The 22,559-nt window shown below is 70.3% G+C and carries 18 protein-coding genes; 10 read left to right on the top strand and 8 right to left on the bottom strand.

Annotation, left to right across the window (positions count from 1 at the left end):
- Positions 1-27: 27 nt before the first annotated feature.
- From WME79_RS18400 to WME79_RS18390, 3 genes are all read right to left on the bottom strand, one after another.
- Positions 28-1,482 carry a sigma 54-interacting transcriptional regulator gene (locus WME79_RS18400; RefSeq protein ID WP_437537445.1) on the bottom strand — a complete coding sequence of 485 codons (1,455 nt, stop codon included), beginning with the start codon at positions 1,480-1,482 and terminating at the stop codon, positions 28-30.
- A 62-nt stretch (positions 1,483-1,544) separates the two neighbouring features.
- Positions 1,545-2,972 (bottom strand): hypothetical protein, encoded by a 1,428-nt coding sequence (locus tag WME79_RS18395; RefSeq protein ID WP_437537442.1) that lies wholly within the window; start codon positions 2,970-2,972, stop codon positions 1,545-1,547.
- A 333-nt stretch (positions 2,973-3,305) separates the two neighbouring features.
- Positions 3,306-3,986 (bottom strand): DJ-1/PfpI family protein, encoded by a 681-nt coding sequence (locus tag WME79_RS18390; protein WP_437537439.1) that lies wholly within the window; start codon positions 3,984-3,986, stop codon positions 3,306-3,308.
- Between the two features lie 536 nt (positions 3,987-4,522).
- Between WME79_RS18390 and WME79_RS18385 the strand changes: the two genes are divergently transcribed.
- Both WME79_RS18385 and WME79_RS18380 read left to right on the top strand, forming a co-directional pair.
- Positions 4,523-5,752, top strand: coding sequence for a patatin-like phospholipase family protein (locus WME79_RS18385; protein ID WP_437537436.1), 1,230 nt, complete (start codon positions 4,523-4,525; stop codon positions 5,750-5,752).
- A gap of 26 nt (positions 5,753-5,778) precedes the next feature.
- On the top strand, positions 5,779-7,035 hold the full coding sequence (locus WME79_RS18380; RefSeq protein WP_437537433.1) for a patatin-like phospholipase family protein: 1,257 nt from the start codon (positions 5,779-5,781) through the stop codon (positions 7,033-7,035).
- 54 nt (positions 7,036-7,089) lie between these two features.
- On the opposite strand, the gene WME79_RS18375 is transcribed toward WME79_RS18380, so the two are convergent.
- Positions 7,090-8,376, bottom strand: a complete 1,287-nt coding sequence (locus WME79_RS18375; RefSeq protein WP_437537430.1) for a hypothetical protein — start codon at positions 8,374-8,376, stop codon at positions 7,090-7,092.
- Between the two features lie 250 nt (positions 8,377-8,626).
- On the opposite strand from WME79_RS18375, the gene WME79_RS18370 reads away from it, so the two are divergent.
- The 5 genes from WME79_RS18370 (at position 8,627) to WME79_RS18350 (ending at position 16,428) form a co-directional block, all read left to right on the top strand.
- Positions 8,627-10,171 (top strand): CotH kinase family protein, encoded by a 1,545-nt coding sequence (locus WME79_RS18370; protein WP_437537427.1) that lies wholly within the window; start codon positions 8,627-8,629, stop codon positions 10,169-10,171.
- A 224-nt stretch (positions 10,172-10,395) separates the two neighbouring features.
- The gene (locus tag WME79_RS18365) at positions 10,396-13,119 is read left to right on the top strand and encodes a TonB-dependent receptor domain-containing protein (protein ID WP_437537424.1); all 2,724 of its coding nucleotides are present in this window, start codon (positions 10,396-10,398) and stop codon (positions 13,117-13,119) included.
- Positions 13,119-14,495, top strand: a complete 1,377-nt coding sequence (locus tag WME79_RS18360) for a hypothetical protein (RefSeq protein ID WP_437537421.1) — start codon at positions 13,119-13,121, stop codon at positions 14,493-14,495. The genes WME79_RS18365 and WME79_RS18360 overlap by 1 nt, the downstream gene beginning before the upstream one ends.
- 108 nt (positions 14,496-14,603) lie before the next feature.
- Entirely contained in the window at positions 14,604-15,692 is a 1,089-nt protein-coding gene (locus WME79_RS18355) for a TRAFAC clade GTPase domain-containing protein (RefSeq protein ID WP_437537418.1), read from the top strand.
- A 7-nt stretch (positions 15,693-15,699) separates the two neighbouring features.
- A complete protein-coding gene (locus WME79_RS18350) occupies positions 15,700-16,428 on the top strand; it encodes a hypothetical protein (protein ID WP_437537415.1) in 729 nt (242 codons plus the stop codon).
- A gap of 127 nt (positions 16,429-16,555) precedes the next feature.
- Here WME79_RS18350 and WME79_RS18345 read toward each other — a convergent pair whose 3' ends face one another.
- On the bottom strand, positions 16,556-16,765 hold the full coding sequence (locus WME79_RS18345; RefSeq protein WP_437537413.1) for an MbtH family protein: 210 nt from the start codon (positions 16,763-16,765) through the stop codon (positions 16,556-16,558).
- A gap of 183 nt (positions 16,766-16,948) precedes the next feature.
- Here WME79_RS18345 and WME79_RS18340 point away from each other — a divergent pair, with 183 nt between their 5' ends.
- A complete protein-coding gene (locus WME79_RS18340) occupies positions 16,949-17,809 on the top strand; it encodes an SDR family NAD(P)-dependent oxidoreductase (protein ID WP_437537410.1) in 861 nt (286 codons plus the stop codon).
- Between the two features lie 269 nt (positions 17,810-18,078).
- On the top strand, positions 18,079-18,507 hold the full coding sequence (locus WME79_RS18335) for a hypothetical protein (protein WP_437537407.1): 429 nt from the start codon (positions 18,079-18,081) through the stop codon (positions 18,505-18,507).
- 40 nt (positions 18,508-18,547) lie between these two features.
- On the opposite strand, the gene WME79_RS18330 is transcribed toward WME79_RS18335, so the two are convergent.
- Complete coding sequence (locus WME79_RS18330; RefSeq protein ID WP_437537404.1) at positions 18,548-19,132, bottom strand: histidine phosphatase family protein; 585 nt, start codon at positions 19,130-19,132, stop codon at positions 18,548-18,550.
- Positions 19,129-20,064: a LysR family transcriptional regulator gene (locus WME79_RS18325; RefSeq protein WP_437537401.1), complete on the bottom strand. Its 936-nt coding sequence runs from the start codon at positions 20,062-20,064 to the stop codon at positions 19,129-19,131. Before WME79_RS18325 ends, WME79_RS18330 begins: the two co-directional genes overlap by 4 nt.
- A 104-nt stretch (positions 20,065-20,168) precedes the next feature.
- Between WME79_RS18325 and WME79_RS18320 the strand changes: the two genes are divergently transcribed.
- Complete coding sequence (locus WME79_RS18320; RefSeq protein WP_437537398.1) at positions 20,169-21,191, top strand: zinc-dependent alcohol dehydrogenase family protein; 1,023 nt, start codon at positions 20,169-20,171, stop codon at positions 21,189-21,191.
- Positions 21,192-21,556: 365 nt separating this feature from the next.
- Here WME79_RS18320 and WME79_RS18315 read toward each other — a convergent pair whose 3' ends face one another.
- Positions 21,557-22,537: a hypothetical protein gene (locus WME79_RS18315; protein ID WP_437537395.1), complete on the bottom strand. Its 981-nt coding sequence runs from the start codon at positions 22,535-22,537 to the stop codon at positions 21,557-21,559.
- Positions 22,538-22,559 lie beyond the last annotated feature (22 nt).

Below are 22,559 nucleotides of genomic sequence, written 5' to 3'. Positions count from 1 at the left end.
GCCCGCACCTCCGGCCGAGACCGCGATCTAGCGCCGGAACTGCTCGGGGTCGATCTGGTATCGCTTGAGCCAGCGCTGGATCTGCATCCGGGCCTTGCCCATGACGCGCGCCACCGCGGTAACGTTCCCGCGGTGCTCGACGAGCAGCGCCACGAGCTCCGCCCGGCGCCCGTCGCTCTCTTCACGCGCGTCGCTGTCTCCACGCGCGTCGCTCTCGCCTTCGCCCTCCCCCTCGTCCCCGCTGTCGTCCCCGTCGCGACCTGCCGCGCGCGCGACCTCGTCGGGCAGATGTCGCGGCTCGATCGCGCCGCCCTGCGCCAGAACGGCCGCGGTCGTCACGCACTGCGCGAGCTCGCGCACGTTGGCGGGCCACCGGTACATCAGCATCGCGCGCGCCGCGTCCGGGTGGATCTGCATGCACGCCGCGCGCTCCGGCGCCGCGCGCCCAAGGAGCTCCCCGAGGATCAGGCCCAGGTCCTCGCGGCGAGCGCGGAGCGGCGGCAGCTCGATGACGTACCCCGAGAGCCGCGCGAGCAGGTCGGCGCGGAACTCGCCCAGCGCAGAGAGGCGCTGGAGGGGGCGGTGCGTCGCCGCGAGCACGCGCAGGTCCACGCGGACGGGGCGCGTCGCGCCCACGGGGCGCACCTCCTGCTCCTGCAGCACGCGCAGCAGGGCGGCCTGCGCGGGCGCGGGCAGGTCGCCGATCTCGTCGAGGAAGAGCGTCCCGCGGTCGGCGCTCCTCACGAGCCCAGGGCGGTCCTCGGTGGCGCCGGAGAACGCGCCCTTCCGGTGCCCGAACAGCTCCCCCTCCACGAGCTCGCGGGGCAGCGCGCCGCAGTTGACGGCCACGAGCTCGCCCGTCCGCCCCGACAGCGCGTGGATCGCGCGCGCCATCACCTCCTTGCCCGTACCGGTCTCCCCCTGGAGCAGGACCGGGATCGCCGAGCGCGCCACGACCGCGAGCTGCTCGAACGCGTCGAGCAGGGCAGGCAGGAGCGAGGCGAGGCCGGGCGCCGGCGCCGCGTCGGGCGCGCCCTCGAGGAGCGCCGGGGCGCCGGGCGGGTGCGGCAGGGCGTCGCGAAAGACGAAGAAGGTACGGCCGAGCTCGATGAGGTCGCCGTCCGCGAGCTCCGCGTGCCGGAGCGGGGCCCCGTTGACGAGGCTGCCGTTCTTGGAGCCGCTGTCCTCGACCACCCAGCGGCCGAGGAGCCGGACGATGCGCGCGTGCCTCGAGGAGAGCCACGGATCGTCCAGGCGGAGATCGAGCCGCCGGATCGAGCCGTCCCGCGTGGGCTCGAGCGTCCGGGCCGCGCCGCGCCCGATCGCCACCTCGTCCACCTCGTGGAGCGCGATGCGCGCCGGCGGCGCGAGCGGCCGGTGGCTCTCCAGGACCAGGAACAGGAATGGGCTGCTGCGCCCTCCGGCCGGGGCCCCCGGCCCCCTGCTGACGGAGAGGGTGCTGCTCTCGAGCCCGCCTGACACGGATCCTGGGTACAGAGCCCGACCGGCGCGGTCAATCCTCGCGCGCGACCCGCGCGGCGGGCTCAGGGCCCGGGGGGCGAGAACTGCGGGAATGCGTCCTGACAGCGGGTCAGGTCGCCGGCGAGGTCGCACGGGTGGTTGAGGAACACGGTGATCACGTGGTTCCAGGGCGTCCGTCCCGCGGCGGCGGCGCAGCCGTAATAGCTCCCGTTGCGCTCTCCCTTGCAGACGCGGGCGAGATCGGCCCGGGGCGGCGCCACGGGGCTGGAGAGGCAGGCGCCGGGCGGGTTCCCGAAGCAGTCGGCGTCCCTGCCGGCGCACAGCCTGTCGGTGAAGTGTGCCATCGGACGGGACCAGACGTTGCTGTAACAAGCGTACTGGCCGTACGAGAGCATCTCCCCCTTCGGAGCCGGGTTCGCGGCCCCGAAGAGGTTTCCGTAGAACGCGCCTTCCCGGAACGTGAACACCTTGTTCTCGGGCGCGGGGTAGATCGCCGCCGCCCCGACAGCGCTCACGTCCGCCGTCGCGGGGGGCGCCTCCGCTGGATGGGGCGAGGCCACCATCACCGCGAACGACGATGCGCCGGGGACGCCCGCCTCAGGGCAGATGAAGGTCACCTCAGGGGTGGTTCCAGCGCGCCCGTCCACGCTCAGGACCCCCTCGGTGATGAGGCCCGAGTACCACGGCCGCGGCGACATCGTCCGATGATCGCAGCCGTGGATACCGTTGCACACGCGCACCATGAAATGCGGAGTGTAAGCGCCCGCGGGGCCGCCCGGTTTGAGGACGACCCGCGCCTTGGGCGCGCACGTGCCGACGTAGCGCCCGGCCCAGCCGCAGTCGCGAGCGGGATCCCCCGCGGCGGCGCCTGCGGCGCAGGGGGCATTCAAGCTCCTGATGGGCGGCTCGCCCGCGTCGCGGTACTCCGTCTCCACGGGGACGACCGGCAGCAGCGGAAAGAGCGTGCTGTCCTCGTCGCTGCGCGTGGAGAGGCGGACCTTCCTCCCGAGGGCGTTCGTGCGCGCGAGGACGCAGGCCGACACGACCTCCTGGCACGCCGCGCTCGGCGGGCGCACGAACCAGTCCCCGTGAGGCGACGCGGCTCCGCAGAGGCCGAGCTCCCCCTCCCACGCCGAGACGCGCCGCCCTGGATCGAGCGCACAGGAGACGACGTACTTGAGCAGCGATCTCGCGTTGGCGTTCATCTGGGGAGACGCAAAGTCGTCCGCCAGCGAAGGGTCGCCGAGGGCGCTGTAGCGGAGCAGGTCGAGGAGGGGTCGGTTCTCCAGGAGCGCGCCGGCGGCGAGCGCCTGCGCCGGCAGGTTGTTCCGGGGCATCAGCGGCTCGAGCGCCTCGGAGACGAGCTCGGGCGGCGCGTCGCCGCCGGTCCAGTCGGCGCCGGGCTCCCAGGAAGCGCAGCCGGCCGCGCCCGCGGCGGCGCACAGGGACGATAGCCAGACGATGCTCATGCGCGACGTGCAGGTGTTCATTGCGACATCCATTTCATCGGCTCGACGGCAAGCGCACCGGAGACGACGCCAGAATAACCCCGGTCACCGCAGAGCGATTCGCAATCGCCGTGCCACCTGCCCCGCCCAGGGCGTCGGTCATCGAGCCCTGGAGAGCGGCCTCGTAGCTTCGCTTCGCGCGCCGCTGCGGCTTTTCTACAGGACGGCGGCAGCGCGAGCGTCCGGCGGTCCTGTTGCACCTGTTGCACCTGTTGCGTTGCCGGTTGCACCCGCTCCGTCACCTGGAGTGCTGCGGGGAGTACACGAGCATGAAGCGGCGATTCAGCGGCCCCTCGGGAACGGGCCCGTCGCGCTTCACCAGCGCGCCGCGGCCTGCTCCGCCGCCTGTCTGAACTGCGCGACCGCCGGCGCGGCGATGCCGCGAAACCGCTCGACCACCGCCGCGGGCGCGGACTCGGGCGTACCCGCCTGGAACGGCGGGTCGGGGGCGTACTCGATCCCGAGCTGCGCCAGCTGTGCGGCCTCCTCGCCATGCAGCTTGGCGGCGATCCGGAGGCCGAAATCGATGCCTGACGTCACGCCGCCTCCCGTGATGCGGTTGCGGTCCTCGACATACCGCGCGTCGACGAGCTCGGCCCCCAGGAGGGGCAGCACCTCGCGCATGGCCCAGTGCGTGGTCGCACGGTAGCCGCGGAGCAGCCCCGCCGAGCCGAGCACGAGCGACCCCGTGCAAACGCTCGTCACGTAGCTCGCGTGCTCCGCGCGCGCCGCGAGGAAATCGAGGACCTCGCCGTCCTTCATCACGGCGATCGTGCCGTCGACGCCGCCCGGAACAAAGAGGATCTCGAGCTCCTCGGGACACGTGTCGAAGGTCGCCGTGGGAAGGAGGGTGATCCCCGTATCCGTCGTCACGGGGTCGAGCGTCTTCCACACGAGGTGTATCTGCGTATTTTCAAACGTACTGAACACGGCCTGAGGACCGATGAGGTCAAGCGCGGTGAAGCGCGGGTAAATCAGCATGGCGATATGTTTCATCGAAGAGCTCTCTCCTCCAGGTGTCGTGGGCGATTGCCCGGGACCGGCGTCGTCTTGCGCGCACCCGCCGAGCGTTTGCAGGGTGGCGAGCGCGGCGCTCACGGCGGCAAGATCCAAGATTTGTCGGCGTCTCATGCGGCCTCTGTAGGCGCTCCCATGCGGCGCGACCATGCGACACGTTGTCCTGCGACACGTTGTCCTGCGGCGCGATGTCGCATGGGCGGGAACGCCCGGGGGAGCAGGCACGCTCGATGGTGGTGCTGCAGCGTGCCCGGGCGTCGACCCGGGCGTCGCGCGGCGCGGCGCTGCGTACCGAACGCACCTCGAGCCCGGCGCAGGTTCTGATTGCGCCTGGCATGATAGCCATCCATCGACGGACCGCGTCGTCTCGTGAAGACGCACGTTCACCTCCGCTTGACGCTTCGCGCATCCCCTATCCATACTTGTGGCGACAAGCAGCCATTCGGCCCGTCCGCCGCGGAGCCCGAGCAGCGCGCGGTGCTGCGCGCATTTCACAGCACGACGGAGGCATGGCGATGGAGGAGCGTCAGAGACAGCACGGCGGCACCGCGGAGCCGCCCGCCGGGCAAAGGGTCGCACCCGCACCGGAGGCTCGCCCGCGTGGAGGCGAGCCGGCGGAGCGCAGGAGCGAGCGGGCGCTCCTGTCGCCGTCCGAGGTGTGCGCGCCGCCGCCGTGCCCGACCCCCGAAGAGACGCGGATCCCGAGGCGGCTGAACCTCGTCTTCGAGGCGGCTGGCGCCCTGGGCATCGCGGAGGTCGGGGCCGTCGCTGCGCTCTCGGAGGCGCTCGTCAAGGAGGAGAAATACAAGGACACGTACATCTCCTATCTTGCAGGGACGTCCGCTGGCGCCATCGTCGCCGCCCTCCTGGGCGCCGGTTATACGCACAAGGAAATCGCAGATCTGTTCAACATCGACATCGCGAAGCTCACGAGAGCTTCCGGGCTCACTCGCTTGCCGGTCGTGGGCATGTACGCGGGCATGGCCTGGGGGCTCCTTACCCGGCTCGGATTCTTCCGGAGCGACTATTTCCTGGAGCTGCTCCGGGACGCGCTGCGAGCCAGAGGTGTCAGGACCTTCGGCGACCTGATCATGCCCGGATGTGAGAGGGAGAGAGATCCGGCGCGCAGGTACAGGGTCCACGTTATCGCCTCCGACATCACACGCGGGCGCATGCTCGTGCTGCCGGATGACGCCAACGCCGAGCTGTACGGGGTCGAGCCGGACGACATGGACGTGGCTCAGGCCGTGCTGATGAGCTCGAGCATGCCCCTCTGGTCCCCCCCCGTCCGGGTCACGGGCGCGAACGGGGTCGAGAGCTACATCGTGGACGGCGCGCTGACCAGCGGCTTTCCCATCCACCTGTTCGACGCCGTGGCGCCGGAGACGGAGGACACGTTGACCCTGGGAGTCCGGGTGAGCTCCGAGCGGTATCACGCGGTCAAATTCCCCTCGTTCTACCACATGGCCAGAGCCGCGATGGCCACGGCGTTCCTGGCTCGCGACGTGAGCGAGATCGCGAAGCGAGTGGACAAGCTGAAGTGGGCGAGGACAATCCAGATCAACACAGGCACCGCCGCCCCCTTCGACAACCTGTCGCCGCTGAGGAGGGAGAGCCTGTACGACGCCGGTTACCTCACCATGAAGCGAGCCGTTGACGGGAACATCCTGGAGCGGCGCGTCCCGGTCCGGGCTGCCGCAGCAGGGAGCGCGGGGCAGAGCGCATCGGGACCGGCGCAGACATGATCACCACGTGGCCCGGGGAGAGACCCATGGACGAGCACCTGGAGAAGGAAGAGCCGCTCGCGATCGCATGCGCGCCAGCGCCCGAGAGGAGCGAGCGGGATCTCTTGTCCCGTCACGAGCCGTGCGAGCCCGACGAGCCGGCGGACGACACCGCGGAAGAGCGGTATCCTCCCAGGCGGTTGAACCTGGTCCTCGAAGGCGGCGGCCTCCGAGGGGTCGCGCTCGTCGGCGCGGTCGCTGCGCTCGCAGAGGCGCTCACCCAGAAGTACAAGGACACGTACATCTCGTACCTGGCAGGGACCTCGGCAGGCGCGCTCGTGGCGACGCTCCTGGGAGCCGGCTATACGCCCGCGGAGATCGCCAGCATCCTCGGTGGCCCTGAGTTCGCGAGGGTCGCGGACCCGGCTGGACCGAGCTTTATCCCGATCGTGGGCAGGCCCATCGCGATGGCCTGGGGGGCCATCACGCGGCTCGGGATGCTCAAGGGCGACGCCCTCCTCTCGCTGTTCCGGGAGAAGCTCGACCAGAAGGGCATCAGGACTTTCCGCGACCTCATCATGCCCGGCTGCGAGGACGAACGAAACCCGGCCCGCAAGTACCGGGTACACCTCATCGCCTCCGACATCACGAGGGGCCGCATGCTCGTCCTCCCCGACGACATCAGCGCCGATCTCTACGGGGTCGAGCCCGACGATCTGGAGGTGGCCCTCGCCATGCGGATGAGCATGAGCTTCCCCTTCGTGTTCAGGCCGGTGCAGCTCACGGGGCGCAACAAGGTGACGAGCTACATCGTGGACGGCGGGCTCTTGAGCAATTTCCCCGTACATCTGTTCGACACCGGCTCGCCGGCGCCGGAGGAGACGCTGACGCTCGGCATTCGCGTCCTCCAGGCTCGGTATCACTCGATTCAGCCTCCTTTCATCGCCGCCCGTGCGCTCTGGGCCATCGGCTCCACGGTGCAAGAGGCGCGCGACGTCGGCGACACCTCCAAGCTGGTCGACAGGCTGAAGTGGGCGCGGGTGATCGAGGTCAACGCGGAGGCGGTGCCGATCTTCAAATTCGGCACGAACCCACTCGCCCTGACGCCTGTCGAGCGAGAGCTGCTGTACAACGGGGGCTATCACGTCACGAAGCGAACCCTCGGCACGGACTTTCTCGAGAGGGGGCGCGCGGTGCACGCCGCCGCAGCCAGGGCCGAGCGCGGAGCGCGCGGCACGCCGGGGGCGGCGGTGGTCCGACCGCGGCACGGCGCCGGAGGGACCGAGGAGCCAGGAGGCCGATGACCCTCCGGAGCGCCGCCCGCTGCCCCGCTGAACGAGGGAACGCGGCCGGCGCGCTCACTCCTTCGACAGATAAGCGATCATGAAGCACATCTCCTGATTCGTCCCTTCCCCCCAGGGCACGTCCTGCGGCGGGAGGGAGAACTGCCCCTCGCTGTCCACCGTGTTGTCCCACGTGCACTCGGTGACGAAGCGATCGCCAGACCCCCAGCGCATCGGCTCGTCGAACATGTAGAGCGCCTGGTGGTGGAACTCGAACTCGCCGCGCGCGGCGCACTCGCTCGCTCCACCGTCGCGCTCGATCCAGGCCCGGTAGGAGCGGCCGAGCACGTGCATGTGCGGCATGACGCCGTACACCAGCAGCGGCGGGCCCTCGTTCGGCGCGGCGCTCTGCTCGGTGTGCGCCTCGGCGCCCGCGGGGATCGTGAAGGGGACCGGGCCGAACACATCCATGTAGACCTCGGCGCGAGGCGCCTCGCGCGAGAGCTCCATGCGGTAGCCGGACCGATCGCGCGCGGCCGAGTTTCTGCGCCCGAAATAGTGCATCTGCAGCACGATCTGCTCGCCGGGCTCGACGCGGACCCCGGCGCCCTCCGGCAGCCGCGTCACCCCGACGCCGGGCGCCCAGCTGTGGAGCAGCTGCCAGTCGAGCTCGATGACCGGATCGCGGCACGGAAATGCGCGCGTCCCCGGCGCGACGCCATAACCGATGCCCGCGTCGCCGCCGAGATCCCGGTACATGGCCATGTGGTGCACAACGGCCGGATTGCCGATCTCCGCCTCGAACGCCGTGATCCAGGCGGGCTCGGAGAAGGGGTTGTCGACGATCGTGCAGAAGTACTCGTTGCCGTCGTCGTCGAGGGAGACGTCGTGCTCCTCGGGCATCTCGAGCGTGGCGTCGGGCGCCTCGATGGTGTCCGCCCGGCCCCGCGGCGGCGGCGAATCGACCGGATCGCCGAGCGGAGCGCCGTCGCGCGCCCACGCATCGAAGAGGAGGCGCTCCTCTTGACTGAGGCTCATCCTCTCCGCGCCTTCGTAGCTGCGGCAGCTCGGGTCCAGCACCGGCGGCGGCATGTCCCCCGCGCTCACCCGCAGCGACATGAGCGCGGCCATCCGCTGCGCCGTCGCCGCGTCCGTCAGCGCCACCCCGCCGACGCCCGCGCCGTCGTGGCAGGAGGCGCACGAGCGCTCCACGAGCGGCTGGATGTCCCGGTACCACGTCACCTCCGGCCCCGGCGACGCGGGCGCCTCCCCGTCGCCCCCACACCCCGTCGTCCCCACCACCCCGAGCACGAACAACACCGCCGCGCTCCGTGCCCTGCGCACAGCTTCGCCCCTCGTCATCCCACGCCTCCTGTCGTCTCGGCCGGCTCAGGCGCCGCATCTCCGCGAACGCCCCTGTCAATCGACCGTTTCAAACAGTTGTTTAATAGCCAGTCGGCGATGTGTCAAGGACCGAGCTCGACGATGGCGGCGGCGGTCCTCGAGCGGCGTCGACGTGAGAACGGCGAGGCGCGTGTCGGCGCGCGGGCGGATGCCAGCGCACATCCAGCACAGGGGGCCGAGCCGCGCGCGCTCGGCTAGGATCGCCAGCATGCGCAACCCCCGCCTTCTCCTGCCGCTGGCGACGGCCCTGGTCCTGGGATCCTTGCAAGGTGCCGGCTGCTCCGGCGAGTCGCCCGGCCCCGAGGCGTCGCGCTGCGAGCCGTCGGGCGGCGGACCGCACTGGCTCCTCGAGGGCGAGACCGTGACGTTCCCCGTGACGTGCGCGACCGGCGTTGCGCTCCCCGACGGCGCGATCGAGGTCGGCCCGCTCCCCGACGGCGCCACCTATGACCCGGTCGCGCGCGAGGTGACGTTCTCACCCGGGCTCGACCAGGCCGCCGTCTACGAGATCGAGATCCGCGTCGCGCAGACGTCCGAGGTCGGGCGCGTCAAGATCGGCGTCGCCGACAACTGGGCCGATCCGTCGAACGTGCCTGTCGTCGATCCGGCCCGCTATCCGGAGGAGTACGGCCTGCCGGTGCTCTTCCTCTCGCCGACCCCCGAGGCGAAGGAGTACGCGCCGGCCACGGTGGTCTACCGCGGCCACACGTACACCGCCGAGGCGGAGCTCCGCGGCGAGAGCTCGCTCGGGTATCCGAAGAACAGCTTCACCCTCAAGTTCCCCAAGGAAGACAAGTTCAACGAGCCCGGCGAGGCCGGCGGGTTCACCGATCGCCGCAAGGTCGTGCTCGTCAGCACGTTCGACGACAACTCCTATGTCCGGCAGCGCCTTGCTTACGACCTCTGGAACCGCCTCGATCCGGAGCACATCCAGATCAAGACGTACAGCGCGGTGGTGTACCTCGACGGGCAGTACACGGGGCTCTACACCGTCGCCGATCACGTCGACGGCTACCTGATGGAGGACCACGGGTATTCGCAGGACGGCAACCTCTACAAGGCGGTCAGCCACGACGCGAACTTCGCGCTGACCGCGAACGACGAGCCGAAGGAGACGCTGCACGACGGCTTCGAGAAGAAGGAGGGGACGCCGCTGGAGGGCGAGCCGGAGGCGTTCGCGGACCTGGAGGACCTCGTGAGCTTCGTCGCCTCATCCGACAAGGCCGCGTTCGCCGCCGAGATCGGGTCGAGGATCGACCTGCGCGATTACGAGGACTGGTGGATCTTCGTCACGTTCATCATGGCCGACGACTCGGCCGGAAAGAACAGCTACCACTACCGCGATCCGGCCGCAGGCGGCGTGTTCCGCTATGCGCCGTGGGACTTCAACGCGAGCTTCGGCCAGACGTGGCAGACGGAGCGCCAGCCGGCCTCGGAGCGCGTCGAGTACCTCGACGTGAACCTCCTCTTCCAGCGCCTGCTGGAGGAGCCCTCGATCGGCGATCCGCTGCGCGCCCGCTACGGACAGGTCCTGCGCGGCGCGCTCGACGACGCCGAGATCCAGGCGATCGTGGACGGCTACGTCGCGCGCATCGACGCGAGCGCGCGCCGGGACGAGGCGAGGTGGGGCGAGGCGTACCGGAGCTACGACGGCTGGAGCGGGCGCGACGACTTCACGACGTACGAGGAGGAGATCGCGTACCTGAAGGCGTGGATCTCGGAGCGGTGGCAGCACCAGGACGCGCTCTACTGAGCGCCGGCGGCGCGCCTCGGACCGGGCTGCGAACCACGGGTGGCTGAGCCGCGAACCACGTTACCCGGAGCGCGCCCGGCGACCACGGAGAGCGCTCGCTCCGGCGCCTCGTGGAGCCGATGTACGCACACGCCTGGAGCACACTCCCGTCCCGGATGCATATTTCTCTCTTCCTCCGCATCATGCGAGAGTGCGCGCGCATGCCTTCCAAAGCGCCCTCTGCGATGCGCCTCGCTGTTTCGGAAGCGCTGCTGCTCGCGGTCGCGATGACCGCCAGCGCAGCGCGCGCGCAGCCCGCCGACGAGCCTCCGCCCGAGGGAGACGTGGGCGGGGCCTCCGTTCCTCGCGGCGGAGCCGGCGCGGTCGTCGTCCCCCTGCCGGGCACGGCCCAGCCGGCGCCGCCCGCTGCCACCAGCTCGCCGAAGCAGATCACGTTCTCCCCGCCGGAGTATCCCCTCGAAGCGCAGCGCGCGGGCGTCGAGGGGCGGGTCGTGCTCAAGCTCGACATCGACAAGAACGGGCGCGTCACCAAGGCCGAGGTCGCGACGCCGGGAGGACACGGCTTCGACGAGGCCGCGCTCGCTGCCGCGCCAGGCCTCGTGTTCGAGCCGGCGCGGCGGCCGGACGGCACGCCGGTGGCGGCCCGCATCCTCTACCCGTACACGTTCACGCTCACCCCCAAGCCCGCCGACGCGACGGCACCGCCCGCCGACGTCGAGACCGTCGTCGGGACCGTCCTGTCCGCGAGCACCGGCGAGGGGCTCCCGGACATCTCGGTCAGCCTCCTCCGGCCCGACGGCGGCCGCGAGGACGTGAAGACCGACCAGCGCGGCAAGTTCCGCTTCAAGAACCTCCCTCCCGGCAAGTACCGCGTCGAGGTCGCCGCCGCGGGGTTCGAGCCGTTCACGGCCGAGGAGGACATCGCGGAGGGCGAGGCGCTCGAGGTGCGCTACCGCATCTCGCTCGCGGCGCCCAAGGACGGCCAGGCGCAGGGCATCGAGGTGACCGTGCAGGGCGAGCGCCCGCCGCGCGAGGTGACCCGGAGGACGCTCGAGCGCCGCGAGATCGACCGCATCCCGGGCACCGGCGGCGACGCGCTGCGCTCGCTGCAGAGCCTGCCCGGCGTCGCGCGCAGCGGGTTCGGGCTGCTCATCGTGCGCGGATCCGCGCCGCAGGACACGCTCACGTTCATCGATCGCACCCCGGTGCCGATCATCTACCACTTCGGCGGCCTCTCCTCGGTCGTGCCGACCGAGATGCTCGAGAAGATCGACTTTTACCCGGGCAATTTCAGCGCCGTGTACGGCCGCGCCATGGGCGGCATCGTCGACGTCGGGCTCCGCTCACCGAAGCAGGACGGCAAGTACCACGGCGTTGTCCAGCTCGATCTCATCGACGGGCGCGTGCTCCTCGAGGGGCCCGTCCCGTACCTCAAGGACTGGAAGTTCATCGCGGCGGGCCGGCGGAGCTGGGTCGACGCGTGGCTCGGGCCCGTGCTCAAGGAGGCGGGCTCCAGCGTGACGCAGGCGCCCGTCTACTACGACTACCAGTTCGTCCTCGAGGGCCGCCCCTCCGCCAGCGAGCGCGTGCGCGCGAGCTTCTACGGATCGGACGACGCCTTCAAGATCACCCTGGACAAGCCGCCGGAGGACGAGCCCGCGCTGACGGGCGACTTCGGGCTGCACACCGCCTTCCAGCGCTTCCAGCTCAGCTACGAGAACCGCCTGGGGAACCGGGACAGGATCCTCTGGTCGCTGGCCCTCGGCAGGGACGTCTTCGACTTCGGGGTCGCTCCCCTCTCCTTCAACGTCACCACGAACTCGCTCGACCTGCGGCTGGAGTACTCGCACCGGTTCGCCAGGTTCCTCACGATGAACGTGGGGACCGACCTCACGGCCGGCATCGCGACGGTCAACCTCCACGCGCCGACGAGGCAGCCCGCAGGCCACCCGTCGAACCAGCCGTTCTCGACCCTGCCCGCGCAGGACCAGTCGTTCGACGGCCCGTACTCCCGGCCGGCCGCGTACGCCGAGTTCGAGGTGGTCCCCTCGCCGCGCGCGCGGATCGTCCCCGGGGTGCGCGTCGACTACGCGCTCGACACGCGCACGCTCGACGTGAGCCCGAGGATCAACGCGCGCTACGACATCCGGAGCGGCTTCCCGCGGACGACGGCCAAGGGCGGCGTGGGCCTCTACTACCAGGCGCCCCAGTTCCAGGAGAGCGTCGAGCCGTTCGGAAACCCGGATATCAAGTCGAACCGATCCATCCACTACGGCCTCGGGGTGGAGCAGGAGATCACGCCGCAGATCGACGTGACGGTGGACGGGTTCTACAAGCAGCTCGATCGGCAGGTCGTCTTCTCAGCGGAGAAGGACGGATATGCCAACGACGGCACCGGGTACGCGGTGGGCGGCGAGGTGCTCTTGAAGTACAAGCCAGACGACCGCTTCTTCGGCTGGGCGGCGTACACCCTCTCGCGATCGGTGCGCACGGACGGCCCCGGCGAGGAGGAGCACCCCACGCCATGGGACCAGACGCACGTGCTGACCGTGCTCGGGAACATGCAGCTCGGCCGGGGCTGGGAGGTCGGCGCGCGCTTCCGCCTCGTGTCGGGCAACCTGGAGACGCCCTATGTCTGCGATCCGGAGCAGAAGGGGTGTGATCCGAACCGGGTGAACGCGATCTACCATGCTTCCTCGGGCAAGTACTCGCCCTTCCCGCTCGGGGGCGACTACAGCGAGAGGATGCCGCTGTTCCATCAGCTCGACGTCCGCGTCGACAAGACGTGGCGATTCAAGAGGTGGCAGCTCGGGCTCTACCTGGACGTGCAGAACGTCTACAACTACCAGGCTGCGGAGGGCATCAGCTACAACTTCAACTACACGAAGCGGGAGTACGTGACGGGGCTCCCCTTCCTGCCCACGCTCGGGCTGCGAGGAGACTTCTGATGAAACGGACCCGACTGCCCGCTCGCCGCGCGCTGCTCGCCGCGCTCTCGACCCTGGCCCTCGGCATTCCCTGCTGCGCTGGGAGCGACCTGGCTCCGTCGTCCGAGGTGGAGGGGCTCCGCGTCCTGGCCGTGACGGCGGACAAGCCGTATCCGGCGCGGGGCACGCCCGTGACGTTCCAGATGACGTACGCCGACGCGCTGGGTGACGCCGACGGCAATCCGCGGAACGTCGAGGTCACGTGGATCGGGGGCTGCGTGAACCCGCCTGTCGGGATAGACGCGCAGATCGGGTGCCTCCCGCAGTGGCTGGGCACCTACATAGCGGCATTGGCCCCGCCGCAGGGAGGCGGAGGTGGCGGCGGCGACGGCGGCGCCAACGACGGCGGCGGCGGTGCCAACGACGACGGCGGCGGCGGCAGCGCCGACGGCGGCAACGGCGGCGGCAACGGCGGCAGCGCCGACGGCGGCGGCGGCAGCGCCGACGGCGGCGGCGGCAACGGCGGCAGCGCCGGCGGCAACGGCGGCGGCGGCAATGGCGGCCAGGAGGAGCAGACCGCTCTCTTCAAGCGACAGGAGCTCGAGTCGGGGCTGAGCGGCAAGCCCAACGCAGCGTCGTTTACGTGGACGCTGTCCAGTGACATCCTCAGGCGCCCGGACGCAGGAACCACCGCGACCGGAACGAAGTACTCGTCGGCCTACGTGTTGTTCGCCGTGTGCGCCGGCAAGACGCGGCCGTCTCCGGCGCTGTCCGCAGCGCTGGCTGCGATTCTGACAGGCGCTGACCCGTCCGCGGCGATGGCAGACGGCTTGGGGATTCCACTCGAGTGCGTCGACGAGGACGGGAGGGTGCTCGGTCCGGACAGCTTCGTCGTGGGCTACACGCAGGTATTTGTCTTCCAGGATTCGGATCAACGAGCCAACACGAACCCGCCCATCGACGACTTCACGCTGAAGCTGGACGACAAGGAGGTCGCGCTCGGCGAGAGCGGCCTGCCCGTCGTGGAACCGTGCATCCAGCCGGAAACGAAGGCGCAGGGATGCGGCCCGGCAGAGCCGGACGCGGACGACTGCACGACCTACGACATCGATGTGATCGTGCCGTCCGATGCCGCCGACGTGGACGTGGAGGCCACGGGGCTCGGAGGACCGCCCGCGAACGAGGCGATCTGGGTCGACTACTACACGGACGGGGGCGGGTTCGACGGGGCGCGGCGCCTCGTGAGCGACGCGGTGACGGGCCCCGGCGACCGCCACGGGACCACGTGGACGCCGCCCTCGAAGCCGGGGCGCGTGTCGCTGTGGGCGGTCGTCCACGACACCCGGGGCGGATCGAGCGTGAGGCAGCTGGAGGTCGAGGTGCAGGAGAAGAAGTAGCGCGCCGGGGCGCGGCGGCGCTCAGGCGAGCGCTGCCGGGGCTCCGGGGTGAGGCCGCGCGCGCCGGCGCTTGTGCCGAGGCGCGCGCTCCCGTATCGCAATTCCGTCATGCCGCCGCTCGATCTGCACGTCGCCCTGTTCGGCGCCTCCGGCGCAGGCAAGACGGTCCTCCTGGCGGCCTTCTACCGGGCGCAGACGCAGCCCTCGTTTCAGCTGGAGCACGCGTACAAGATCCAGGCGGTCAACAAGGCGCAGGGCAACCAGCTCCTCGGGCGCTTCTACCGCCTCGAAGAGGGCAGGTTTCCGGACGGCAGCACGCGCTTCGACGCCTACGAGTTCGACTTCTTCCCGAGGGACCTGCCGGAGGCGGCGGTCCGCATCCACTGGTACGACTACCCCGGGCGCTGGTGGGAGGACGAGCCGATCGACGCGGACGAGCGGGAGGCGATGCGCCAGGGCCTGCTCAAGCTCGGCATGAGCCACGTCGGGATCCTCCTTGCGGACGGCGCGAAGTACCGGAGCGAGGGCACCGGCTACATCCGGTGGCTCTTCGAGCACTTCGCCGACGAGTGCGACCGGCTGCGCCGGACCAGCGCCGCCACGGGCGACGAGGTGAGCTTCCCGCGCGAGTGGATCCTCGCCCTCAGCAAGGCCGACCTGTTCCCGCCGGAGTACAGCGCGAGCGACTTCGAGCGCGAGGTCTGCCGCGACGCCGACGATCAGCTCGCGAAGCTCTGCGCCGTGCTCCGCGCCGAGCGCGCGTTCGGGCACCGCTTCATGCTGCTCTCGTCGGTCGCCGCGCCGGCCGACGCCGACGCGCAGGTCGACCCGGGCACCTCGCTCGGCGTGCGCACGCTCGCGCCCGCCATCCTGGTGAGCACCGTCGAGGGCGCGGTCCGCGAGGCGCAGGCCACGAGGAAGGAGAGGTCGGCCGGAGAGACGTTCTTCCAGGGGCTGCGCGATCTGGTGACGTTCGTCGACTCGCTCGACGACTTTCTCCCGAAGCGATACCAGATCGTGAGCAAGATCCTGCGGTTCGTCTCGATCAAGGACTTCGCGACCACGCGGCTCGACAGGCTCCAGAAGACCCGCGAGGGCGCGATCCGGAGGGGCGACGCGTTCACGGCGGTCCTGACCGCGATGATCGCGGCCCTGCGCAACGACGAGGGGGCGCGGGCCTACCACCAGAACCAGTAGGACAGCCATGCTCGCGCCCGCGCCAGCGTCCGCCGTCGAGACCTCGCGCCTCCTCTGGAGGACGCGCGGCGAGCACTGGGATTACGAGTTCATCTGCGTGCCCGAGATCCCGGCGCTCCCCGCCTGGCTCACGACGCTCGAGGCCATGATCGGCGACGCCGACGCGAGCGCTGGAGAGCTCCGCTATGGCCTGCTCGAGATCGACGGGCCCGGGCCGAGAGGATCTCTCGTGTTTCCCTATGTGGCGACGCGGTTCCTCGATCCGGCGCGGAAGGACTGGACCGGAAGGCAGATCCAGCATTTCGCGGTGTGGTTCCCGCCGATCCCGGAGGAGGCGATCGAGGCGCTGCCCGGGGCGATCCCCGCCGACTGGCACCTTCGCGTGCTCGCGGGCCTCGCGGGGACGTACGGCTCCGGCGAGGTGTTCGGGCTGCCCGAGGCGGCGATCCGCGCGTCGAGGCGGGGTGATCGGGAGAGCCGGGCGGCGCGCGCGATGGCGATCGTGAAGCGCACGCCCCCGGTGGCGCTGCTCGAAGGTGAAGCCGCGCCCTCGCGGTGGAAGCGGGTGCCGGCGCTAAAAAAAAAGTGCCTGGATCCTCCGGGCGCGGTGAGCCTGCAGGTGGCCGTGGCCGTGGCAGGCGATAGCGGCAAGCGCCCGGGACTCGGCTGCTTCGCGGCGAGTCTGCTGGTGATCGTCGCTGTGGTTCGACTGATGATCGGATGGGTGGGAGGCTGAAGCGGTCTCGCGGCGCGCGCCCTGGAGCACGCACGCGGGGAACGGCCGCTCGGCGCGAGCTCCAGGTGGCGCGACTCGCCCCGTCAAGGGCCGAGAGGGCGGCCGGCGGGCGAGCGTGGGACGGCGGTTATTGCCCGTCCATGGCCTGGCGCAGGCTGAGCGGCCGCATGTCGGTCCAGACCTTCTCGATGTGCTGGAGGCACGCTGCGCGCGTCCCCTCGGTGCCCTCGGCACGCCAGCCGACCGGCAGATCACGGTATGCCGGCCAGATCGAGTACTGTTCTTCGTGATTGACGACCACCTTGAAGATGGTCTCGCTGTCCTCGGAATCGCTCATCGTGCACCTGCGCGGCTGTAAGCCAGCGCGCATGGTAGGAGCGGCCGCGGTGACATGCAAGCCATTCCTGGAGGTAGCCACTTCACGCCGGATGGTCGTGGCTCGACCCGCCGGCGCCCACTATGCTCGCCCCGATCGCCGCGCCAGAGGCGGCGCGCCATCAACGCATGACGGAGATCCGCTGTGAATGACCATCCCGCATTGACACCTGGCCGTGCCGCCGTCGTGACCGGCGCCGCCAGCGGCATCGGCCTCGCGGCCGCCGAGCGCTTCGCGCGCATGGGCCTGAAGGTCTGTCTCGCCGACCTGGACGGACCGGCGCTGCACGAGGCCGCCGCGCGCGTCGCCGCCGCCGCGCCCGGCGGCCAGGCCGACGTGCGCGCGGTACCGACCGACGTCGCCAGGCTCGAGGACGTGCAGCGGCTGAAGCAGACCGCCTACGACGCGTTCGGCGAGGTGGCGATCCTGATGAACAACGCCGGAGTCGGCGGCGGCGGCAAGCCGTGGAAGGACATCGAGCGCTGGCGGCGGCTCATCGAGGTCAATCTGTGGGGCGTGATCCACGGCGTGCAGGCGTTCACCGAGGCGATGATCGCGCAGGGCACCCCCTGCGCCATCGTGAACACGGGCTCGAAGCAGGGCATCACCACGCCTCCCGGCGACGCTGCCTACAACGTCTCGAAGGCCGGCGTGAAGGTGCTGACAGAGCAGCTCGCCCACGAGCTGCGCAACGTGGCGGGCTGCAAGATCACCGCCCATCTGCTGATCCCGGGCTACACGTTCACCGGGATGACCGCGAGAGGCCCGGAGAAGCCCGCAGAGGCGTGGACCGCCGATCAGGTGGTAGATCTGATGATCGGCGGCATGGCCCGCGGTGACTTCTATCTGCTCTGTCCCGACAACGCGGTGACGCGGGAGATGGACGAGCGCCGCGTGCAGTGGGCGGCGGACGACCTGATCCGGAACCGACCTGCGCTGTCGCGCTGGCATCCAGAGTACGCCGAGGCGTTCGCCGCGTTCATGGCGGGCGCGGCGAAGCCCTGACGGGGCAGGCTGCCCGGAGCGCGCGCCGCTCGCAGGCGAGGCGGGGCTCGGCCCCGGGCAGCATAAAGATCCGTCGCTGTAACAGAAGAAGTGCACAGGTTGTTTTCAGCCGCCCGAATTGAATGTTTCACTTCGTGTGATGGTCGGGCCCCTCACAACACAACAGTGCAGAGATCCTGGCCCGTTGCGCTGATTTTTATTTGGATGCAGATCGTGCGACGAGGTCCTCGACGAACGGTCGCGCGCGGCCCAGTCTAGGCGCCAGCTGTATGGTCTCGCTCCCTGCCCGCCCGCTTCAGACCCACTGGTGTAGCGAGGGCACGGTAAAGATCTGGTGTCCCGCGCCGGCGCTGATGGTCACGTGTGTCACCGGGGTGCTTGTGGAGGCGGGCGCCGCGGCGATCGAGGAGGTGATGTTGCGGCGGGTCGCCGAGGAGGGCCGAGTGCTGGTCTTCAATGACTGGGAGGCGATGACCGATTACGAGCACGTGACGCGCACGCGGCTGACCGCGGCGACGATTTCCGTCCTCCATGCGGTCGAGGGAGGTCACTTTCTGCTCCAATCCAGGGTGGTCATCTTTGGGGTTCAGATCGCGAATACCGCGATCCGGAAGCTGACCGTCCATCCGTCCCGTGCGGTGTTCGAGCGCGCGCTGGAGGACGCGCTCCGCCAGCGTGCGCCGGAGGGCACGATCTAGAGGTCCAGTCCTTGGGTTGGCCCGCACAGCTGGCGGGAAGCTACGATCCGGATGGATGCTTATCGGTCAGCGTCCACGCGCTCCAGTGGGCGTAACGCGCGGATGCGTGGAGGCGCCGCCATCCGCGATCGGCGAGCGCCTGCGCCAGCACCTCGCGGAGCCAGGCGTGGGTGACCGCGAGCACGCTGCCGCGCTGGGCCGAGAGCTCGACCAACCACTCGGCCGCCTCGCCCGCGCGGCGCTGCACCGCGGCGGGCGGCGCCTCGCCGCGGAGCGCCCCGTAGGCCTTCCTGAGCCCGATCGCGAGCGCCCAGACGGCGAGCGGCGCCCGCTTGTTGCCAAGCGGCGGCGCCGGCTGCTCCACCTCGCGCAGCAGCGCCGACGTGGCGATCTCGGCGCCGGGGACGAGCAGCTCGGCCGAGGCGCGGGCGCGCGGTAGGTCGCTCGCGACCACCGCGCCCGCCTGCGTCGCCAGGCGCCGGAGCGCCGGCGGCGGGATCTCCCCCGGCGCCAGGCCTGCGGCGTCGTAGGCGTCGCGCCAGCGCTGGAACCCGGCGGCGTCGATCCAGCCCGTGTGGACGTGCCCCGAGCGGCCGTGACGGACCAGGATGATGCGCGCGCTCATCGCCGGCCGCTCCGCCGGCGGTCTCCACGGCGTTGAGGCAAGGGTGGAGCGAAGATCTCCGCGAGAAAATCGACGAACACGCGCACCTTCGGCAACAGGTGCCGGTTCTTCGGGTACAGCGCGTGAATCGGCCAGGTCGTCGTCGGGAACTCGTCGAGCACGGTCACGAGCGTCCCCTCGGCCAGCGCGTCCTTCGCGAGGAAGTCGAACATCGCGATGATCCCGCTCCCGGCGATCGCGAGGAGCCTCAGGACCTCCACGTCGTTCGCGTGGAACGGCCCGGAGATGGGCACCTCGAGCACGGCGTCGCCGTCTCCGGTCAGGAAACGGAACCCTGTGGGCCGCCCGTCGCGGAGGTACCCGACGCAGTCGTGGCCCGCGAGATCGGCCGGCGTCGCGGGCGCGCCGCGCCGCGCGATGTACGACGGCGCCGCGCAGTGGACGATGCGGCTCGCGCCGAGTCGGCGCGCGACGAGGCTCGAGTCGCCGAGCGGGCCGATGCGCACGAGCAGGTCGAGCCCCTCGGCCACGGGGTCGACGTGCTGATCGCGCAGCGTCAGGTTGACCCGCACGTCGGGGTAGCGCGCCGCGAAGCGCGGCAGGCTCGGCGCGATCACGTCCCGTGCGAGCGCAACCGGCGCGTCGACGCGCAGGAGCCCCACCGGCTTCTTGCTCGCGCGCGCGATCGCCTCGGTCGCCTCCCCGAGCTCCTCGACGATGCGGACGCAGCGCGCGTAGAAGGCCTGCCCGTCGTCCGTCAGGCGGAGCGACCGCGTCGTGCGCGCCAGCAGCGCGACGCCGAGCTCCTGCTCGAGGCGCATCACGCGCCGGCTCACCGCGGACGGCGTGACGCCGAGCCGGCGCGCGGCGCGCGAGAAGCTCCCGGTCTCGACGGTGGCGACGAGCAGCTCGATCGCGGCAAGCGAGATCATGATCTGTGCTGAAATAGCACAGGTGACGTTCCCTCGCGCGGACTACTGCGCCCGGAGGAACGGATCTACGGATGGGGTGTCCAGGGAAGATTGGAGGACACGCCATGAAGACTGTCATCATTCGGAAGAACGCTTCGGAGTCGGACGCGTGGACGCTCGCCGAGCGCCCCGCACCCAGGCCCGGTCCGGGGCAGGTGCTCGTGCGCGTCCGCGCCGCGTCGATCAACTACCGTGACCTCATGGTCGTGCGCGGCCGGTACGGCGGGGAGCGCAAGGAGGAGCTTGTCCCGCTCAGCGACGCGGCGGGCGAGGTGGTCGCGATCGGAGCGGGTGTGCGGCGCTGGAAGGAGGGCGATCGCGTGATCTCGACGTTCTTCCCGACGTGGGCTTCGGGGCCGTTCCGGAAGGAGTACGCGGCGGCGAATCTCGGTGCGGGTGGGAACGACGGGGTGCTCGCGGAGCTGGTGGTGTTCGGGGAGGACGCGCTCGTCCGCGCGCCGGCGCACCTCGGGTTCAACGAGGCGGCGACGCTGACGTGCGCTGGGGTGACGGCGTGGACGGCGCTCTTCGAGTCGGGGCCGCGGCCGGCGCCGGGGGCGACAGTGCTTGTCCAGGGGACCGGCGGGGTGTCGCTGTTCGCCGCGCAGCTGGCGCGGGCGGCGGGGCTGCGCGTGATCGCCACGTCGTCCAGCGCGGCGAAGATCGAGCGGCTGCGCGCGCTCGGGGTGACCGAGGCGATCGACTACCGGAAGCAGCCGGAGTGGCACGAGGAGGTGCTGCGACTGACGGGCGGCGAGGGGGTGGATCGGGTGATCGAGGTCGGCGGAGCGGGGACGCTGCCGAGGTCGCTGCAGGCGGTGAAGACGGGGGGCGTGGTGAGCCTGATCGGGCTGCTGAGCGGGGTGGGGAGCCAGATCGATCCGATGCCGATCCTGTTCCGGGCGATTCGCGTGGAGGGCAGCGTGGTGGGATCGCGGCAGGCGACCGTGGAGTTCGCGGCGGCGCTCGAGTTGCATCGGATCCGGCCGGTGGTTGACGAGGTCTTTCCGATCGAGCGGGCGAACGAGGCGCTCGCGAAGCTCGCTGCGGGGAAGCACTTCGGCAAGGTGGTGATCGGGATCGACTGAGCGAAGCGGCGGCGGGGGTGGTGCTCGCGAGCGAGTTCGGTACGGTGCGCCGCGGGTGGCCGGTGTCGGCGACGGCGGGCTTGACGGCGGCGCGGCCCGAGCGACGCGATGTAGCGTGTGCGCCGACCTTGCGGCGGGGTAGTGTGCGAGTAGACCGACCGCGCGGGCGGGTACCACGGCGTCGCAGTCTGGAATACCGCCATCGGCAGGATCACACGCGTAGAACTGCCTCATGGCGGTCGCCCCCGCCCTCTTCTGTCCGCCACTGATGTTTCGTGGCGACGACCAGGTGCACCATGCTAAACCAGCGCCCGTCCATTACAGCCAAGTTCCCGATGCGTAGCGATCTGAGTCAGCCGCAATCACTACCGTTTCAGCGGGCATGCACGCGAGATCACCCTCGGGCAGCGCCCACAAGCGCCGTCTTCCTTCGAACAATCTCGGCCGGTGCTGCGGCGATTCGCAGCGCTCATGAAAAGAAAGCCGGCCTGCTGGACGATTCGAGGGTTGAACTTTTGCAAGCCACCCTTCATGGACGTGAGGTCTATTTTGCTTGCAACGGAACAGATGAACCCCCGCCGTGCAGCGTATGTCCCGAAGCCGTCGTAACCGAGCCAATCAAGGAAGAGATCAACATTACTGTCGATCACGACCCATCTAGTCCAATCCAGGCCGTCTGCCCAAGGCGCGCGGCCAGGCCAGAGGTCTGGATTTGCGAGCATTGACAGGTACATAGCCGAGATCTTGTCGCTCACGCGCCAGGATTTGCAGAGCGCATTTTCGAGGCATTCAGCCGCCGCCTCTGGCGATCCAGTGGCTTTGATGCAGCCGCGACGCAGCGCCGCCAGGTCTGTGGCACCGTGAGCCTTCAGGTTGAGCGCCAGCGCCGTTGGGACCTTCCCAAAGTGGCCGTACCTCTTGAGTAGCACCGCGTGCCGCTTGGGCAGGCAAGCAACGGATGGCGCCAGGTCGCACGTCCCCTGCCGGAAGTCGTCCTTGCGCAGATCGCACCGCGTGAGGATCCCCTCGAGAGACAGCGACGCTTCGCAGCCACAACTCTCGGCCGAGGCGAGGAGCGTAGCGGCACTCGTGAGTTGGTCGACGTCCCCCGGGCCGATTCCTCGAAGGACGCGCATGATCTGCACGTCCTGCCTGCGCTGAAACATCGTCGTGGCGACGAGTACACGGAACAGCGCGTCCGGGTCCTCTGCCTCGAGGGAAGCGAGGGGCACCGCGAAGTGACCCACGCGGCCCGGATCCGTGAACATGGTGACGACACCGACGTCGTCGGGGGAGCCGTGGTACCGCTCGAGGTACCACGCGGTCACCTCCTTGGCCTTCGCCACCTGAGAGCGCGTTGGGGCTGGC

It is taken from the genome of Sorangium sp. So ce726 (genome assembly GCF_051521405.1).
Taxonomy (GTDB): Bacteria; Myxococcota_A; Polyangia; order Polyangiales; family Polyangiaceae; genus Sorangium.
The sequence above is the reverse complement of the archived record's forward strand: the minus strand, read 5'-3'. Positions and strand labels throughout refer to the sequence as shown.

Coding starts and splice junctions, on each gene's coding strand:
- WME79_RS18395 (WP_437537442.1), bottom strand. CDS start 2,972: ATGAACACCTGCACGTCGCGCATGAGCATCGTCTGGCTATCGTCCCTG.
- WME79_RS18390 (WP_437537439.1), bottom strand. CDS start 3,986: ATGAAACATATCGCCATGCTGATTTACCCGCGCTTCACCGCGCTTGAC.
- WME79_RS18385 (WP_437537436.1), top strand. CDS start 4,523: ATGGAGGAGCGTCAGAGACAGCACGGCGGCACCGCGGAGCCGCCCGCC.
- WME79_RS18380 (WP_437537433.1), top strand. CDS start 5,779: ATGGACGAGCACCTGGAGAAGGAAGAGCCGCTCGCGATCGCATGCGCG.
- WME79_RS18375 (WP_437537430.1), bottom strand. CDS start 8,376: ATGACGAGGGGCGAAGCTGTGCGCAGGGCACGGAGCGCGGCGGTGTTG.
- WME79_RS18370 (WP_437537427.1), top strand. CDS start 8,627: ATGCGCAACCCCCGCCTTCTCCTGCCGCTGGCGACGGCCCTGGTCCTG.
- WME79_RS18365 (WP_437537424.1), top strand. CDS start 10,396: ATGCGCCTCGCTGTTTCGGAAGCGCTGCTGCTCGCGGTCGCGATGACC.
- WME79_RS18360 (WP_437537421.1), top strand. CDS start 13,119: ATGAAACGGACCCGACTGCCCGCTCGCCGCGCGCTGCTCGCCGCGCTC.
- WME79_RS18355 (WP_437537418.1), top strand. CDS start 14,604: ATGCCGCCGCTCGATCTGCACGTCGCCCTGTTCGGCGCCTCCGGCGCA.
- WME79_RS18350 (WP_437537415.1), top strand. CDS start 15,700: ATGCTCGCGCCCGCGCCAGCGTCCGCCGTCGAGACCTCGCGCCTCCTC.
- WME79_RS18345 (WP_437537413.1), bottom strand. CDS start 16,765: ATGAGCGATTCCGAGGACAGCGAGACCATCTTCAAGGTGGTCGTCAAT.
- WME79_RS18335 (WP_437537407.1), top strand. CDS start 18,079: ATGGTCTCGCTCCCTGCCCGCCCGCTTCAGACCCACTGGTGTAGCGAG.
- WME79_RS18330 (WP_437537404.1), bottom strand. CDS start 19,132: ATGAGCGCGCGCATCATCCTGGTCCGTCACGGCCGCTCGGGGCACGTC.
- WME79_RS18325 (WP_437537401.1), bottom strand. CDS start 20,064: ATGATCTCGCTTGCCGCGATCGAGCTGCTCGTCGCCACCGTCGAGACC.
- WME79_RS18320 (WP_437537398.1), top strand. CDS start 20,169: ATGAAGACTGTCATCATTCGGAAGAACGCTTCGGAGTCGGACGCGTGG.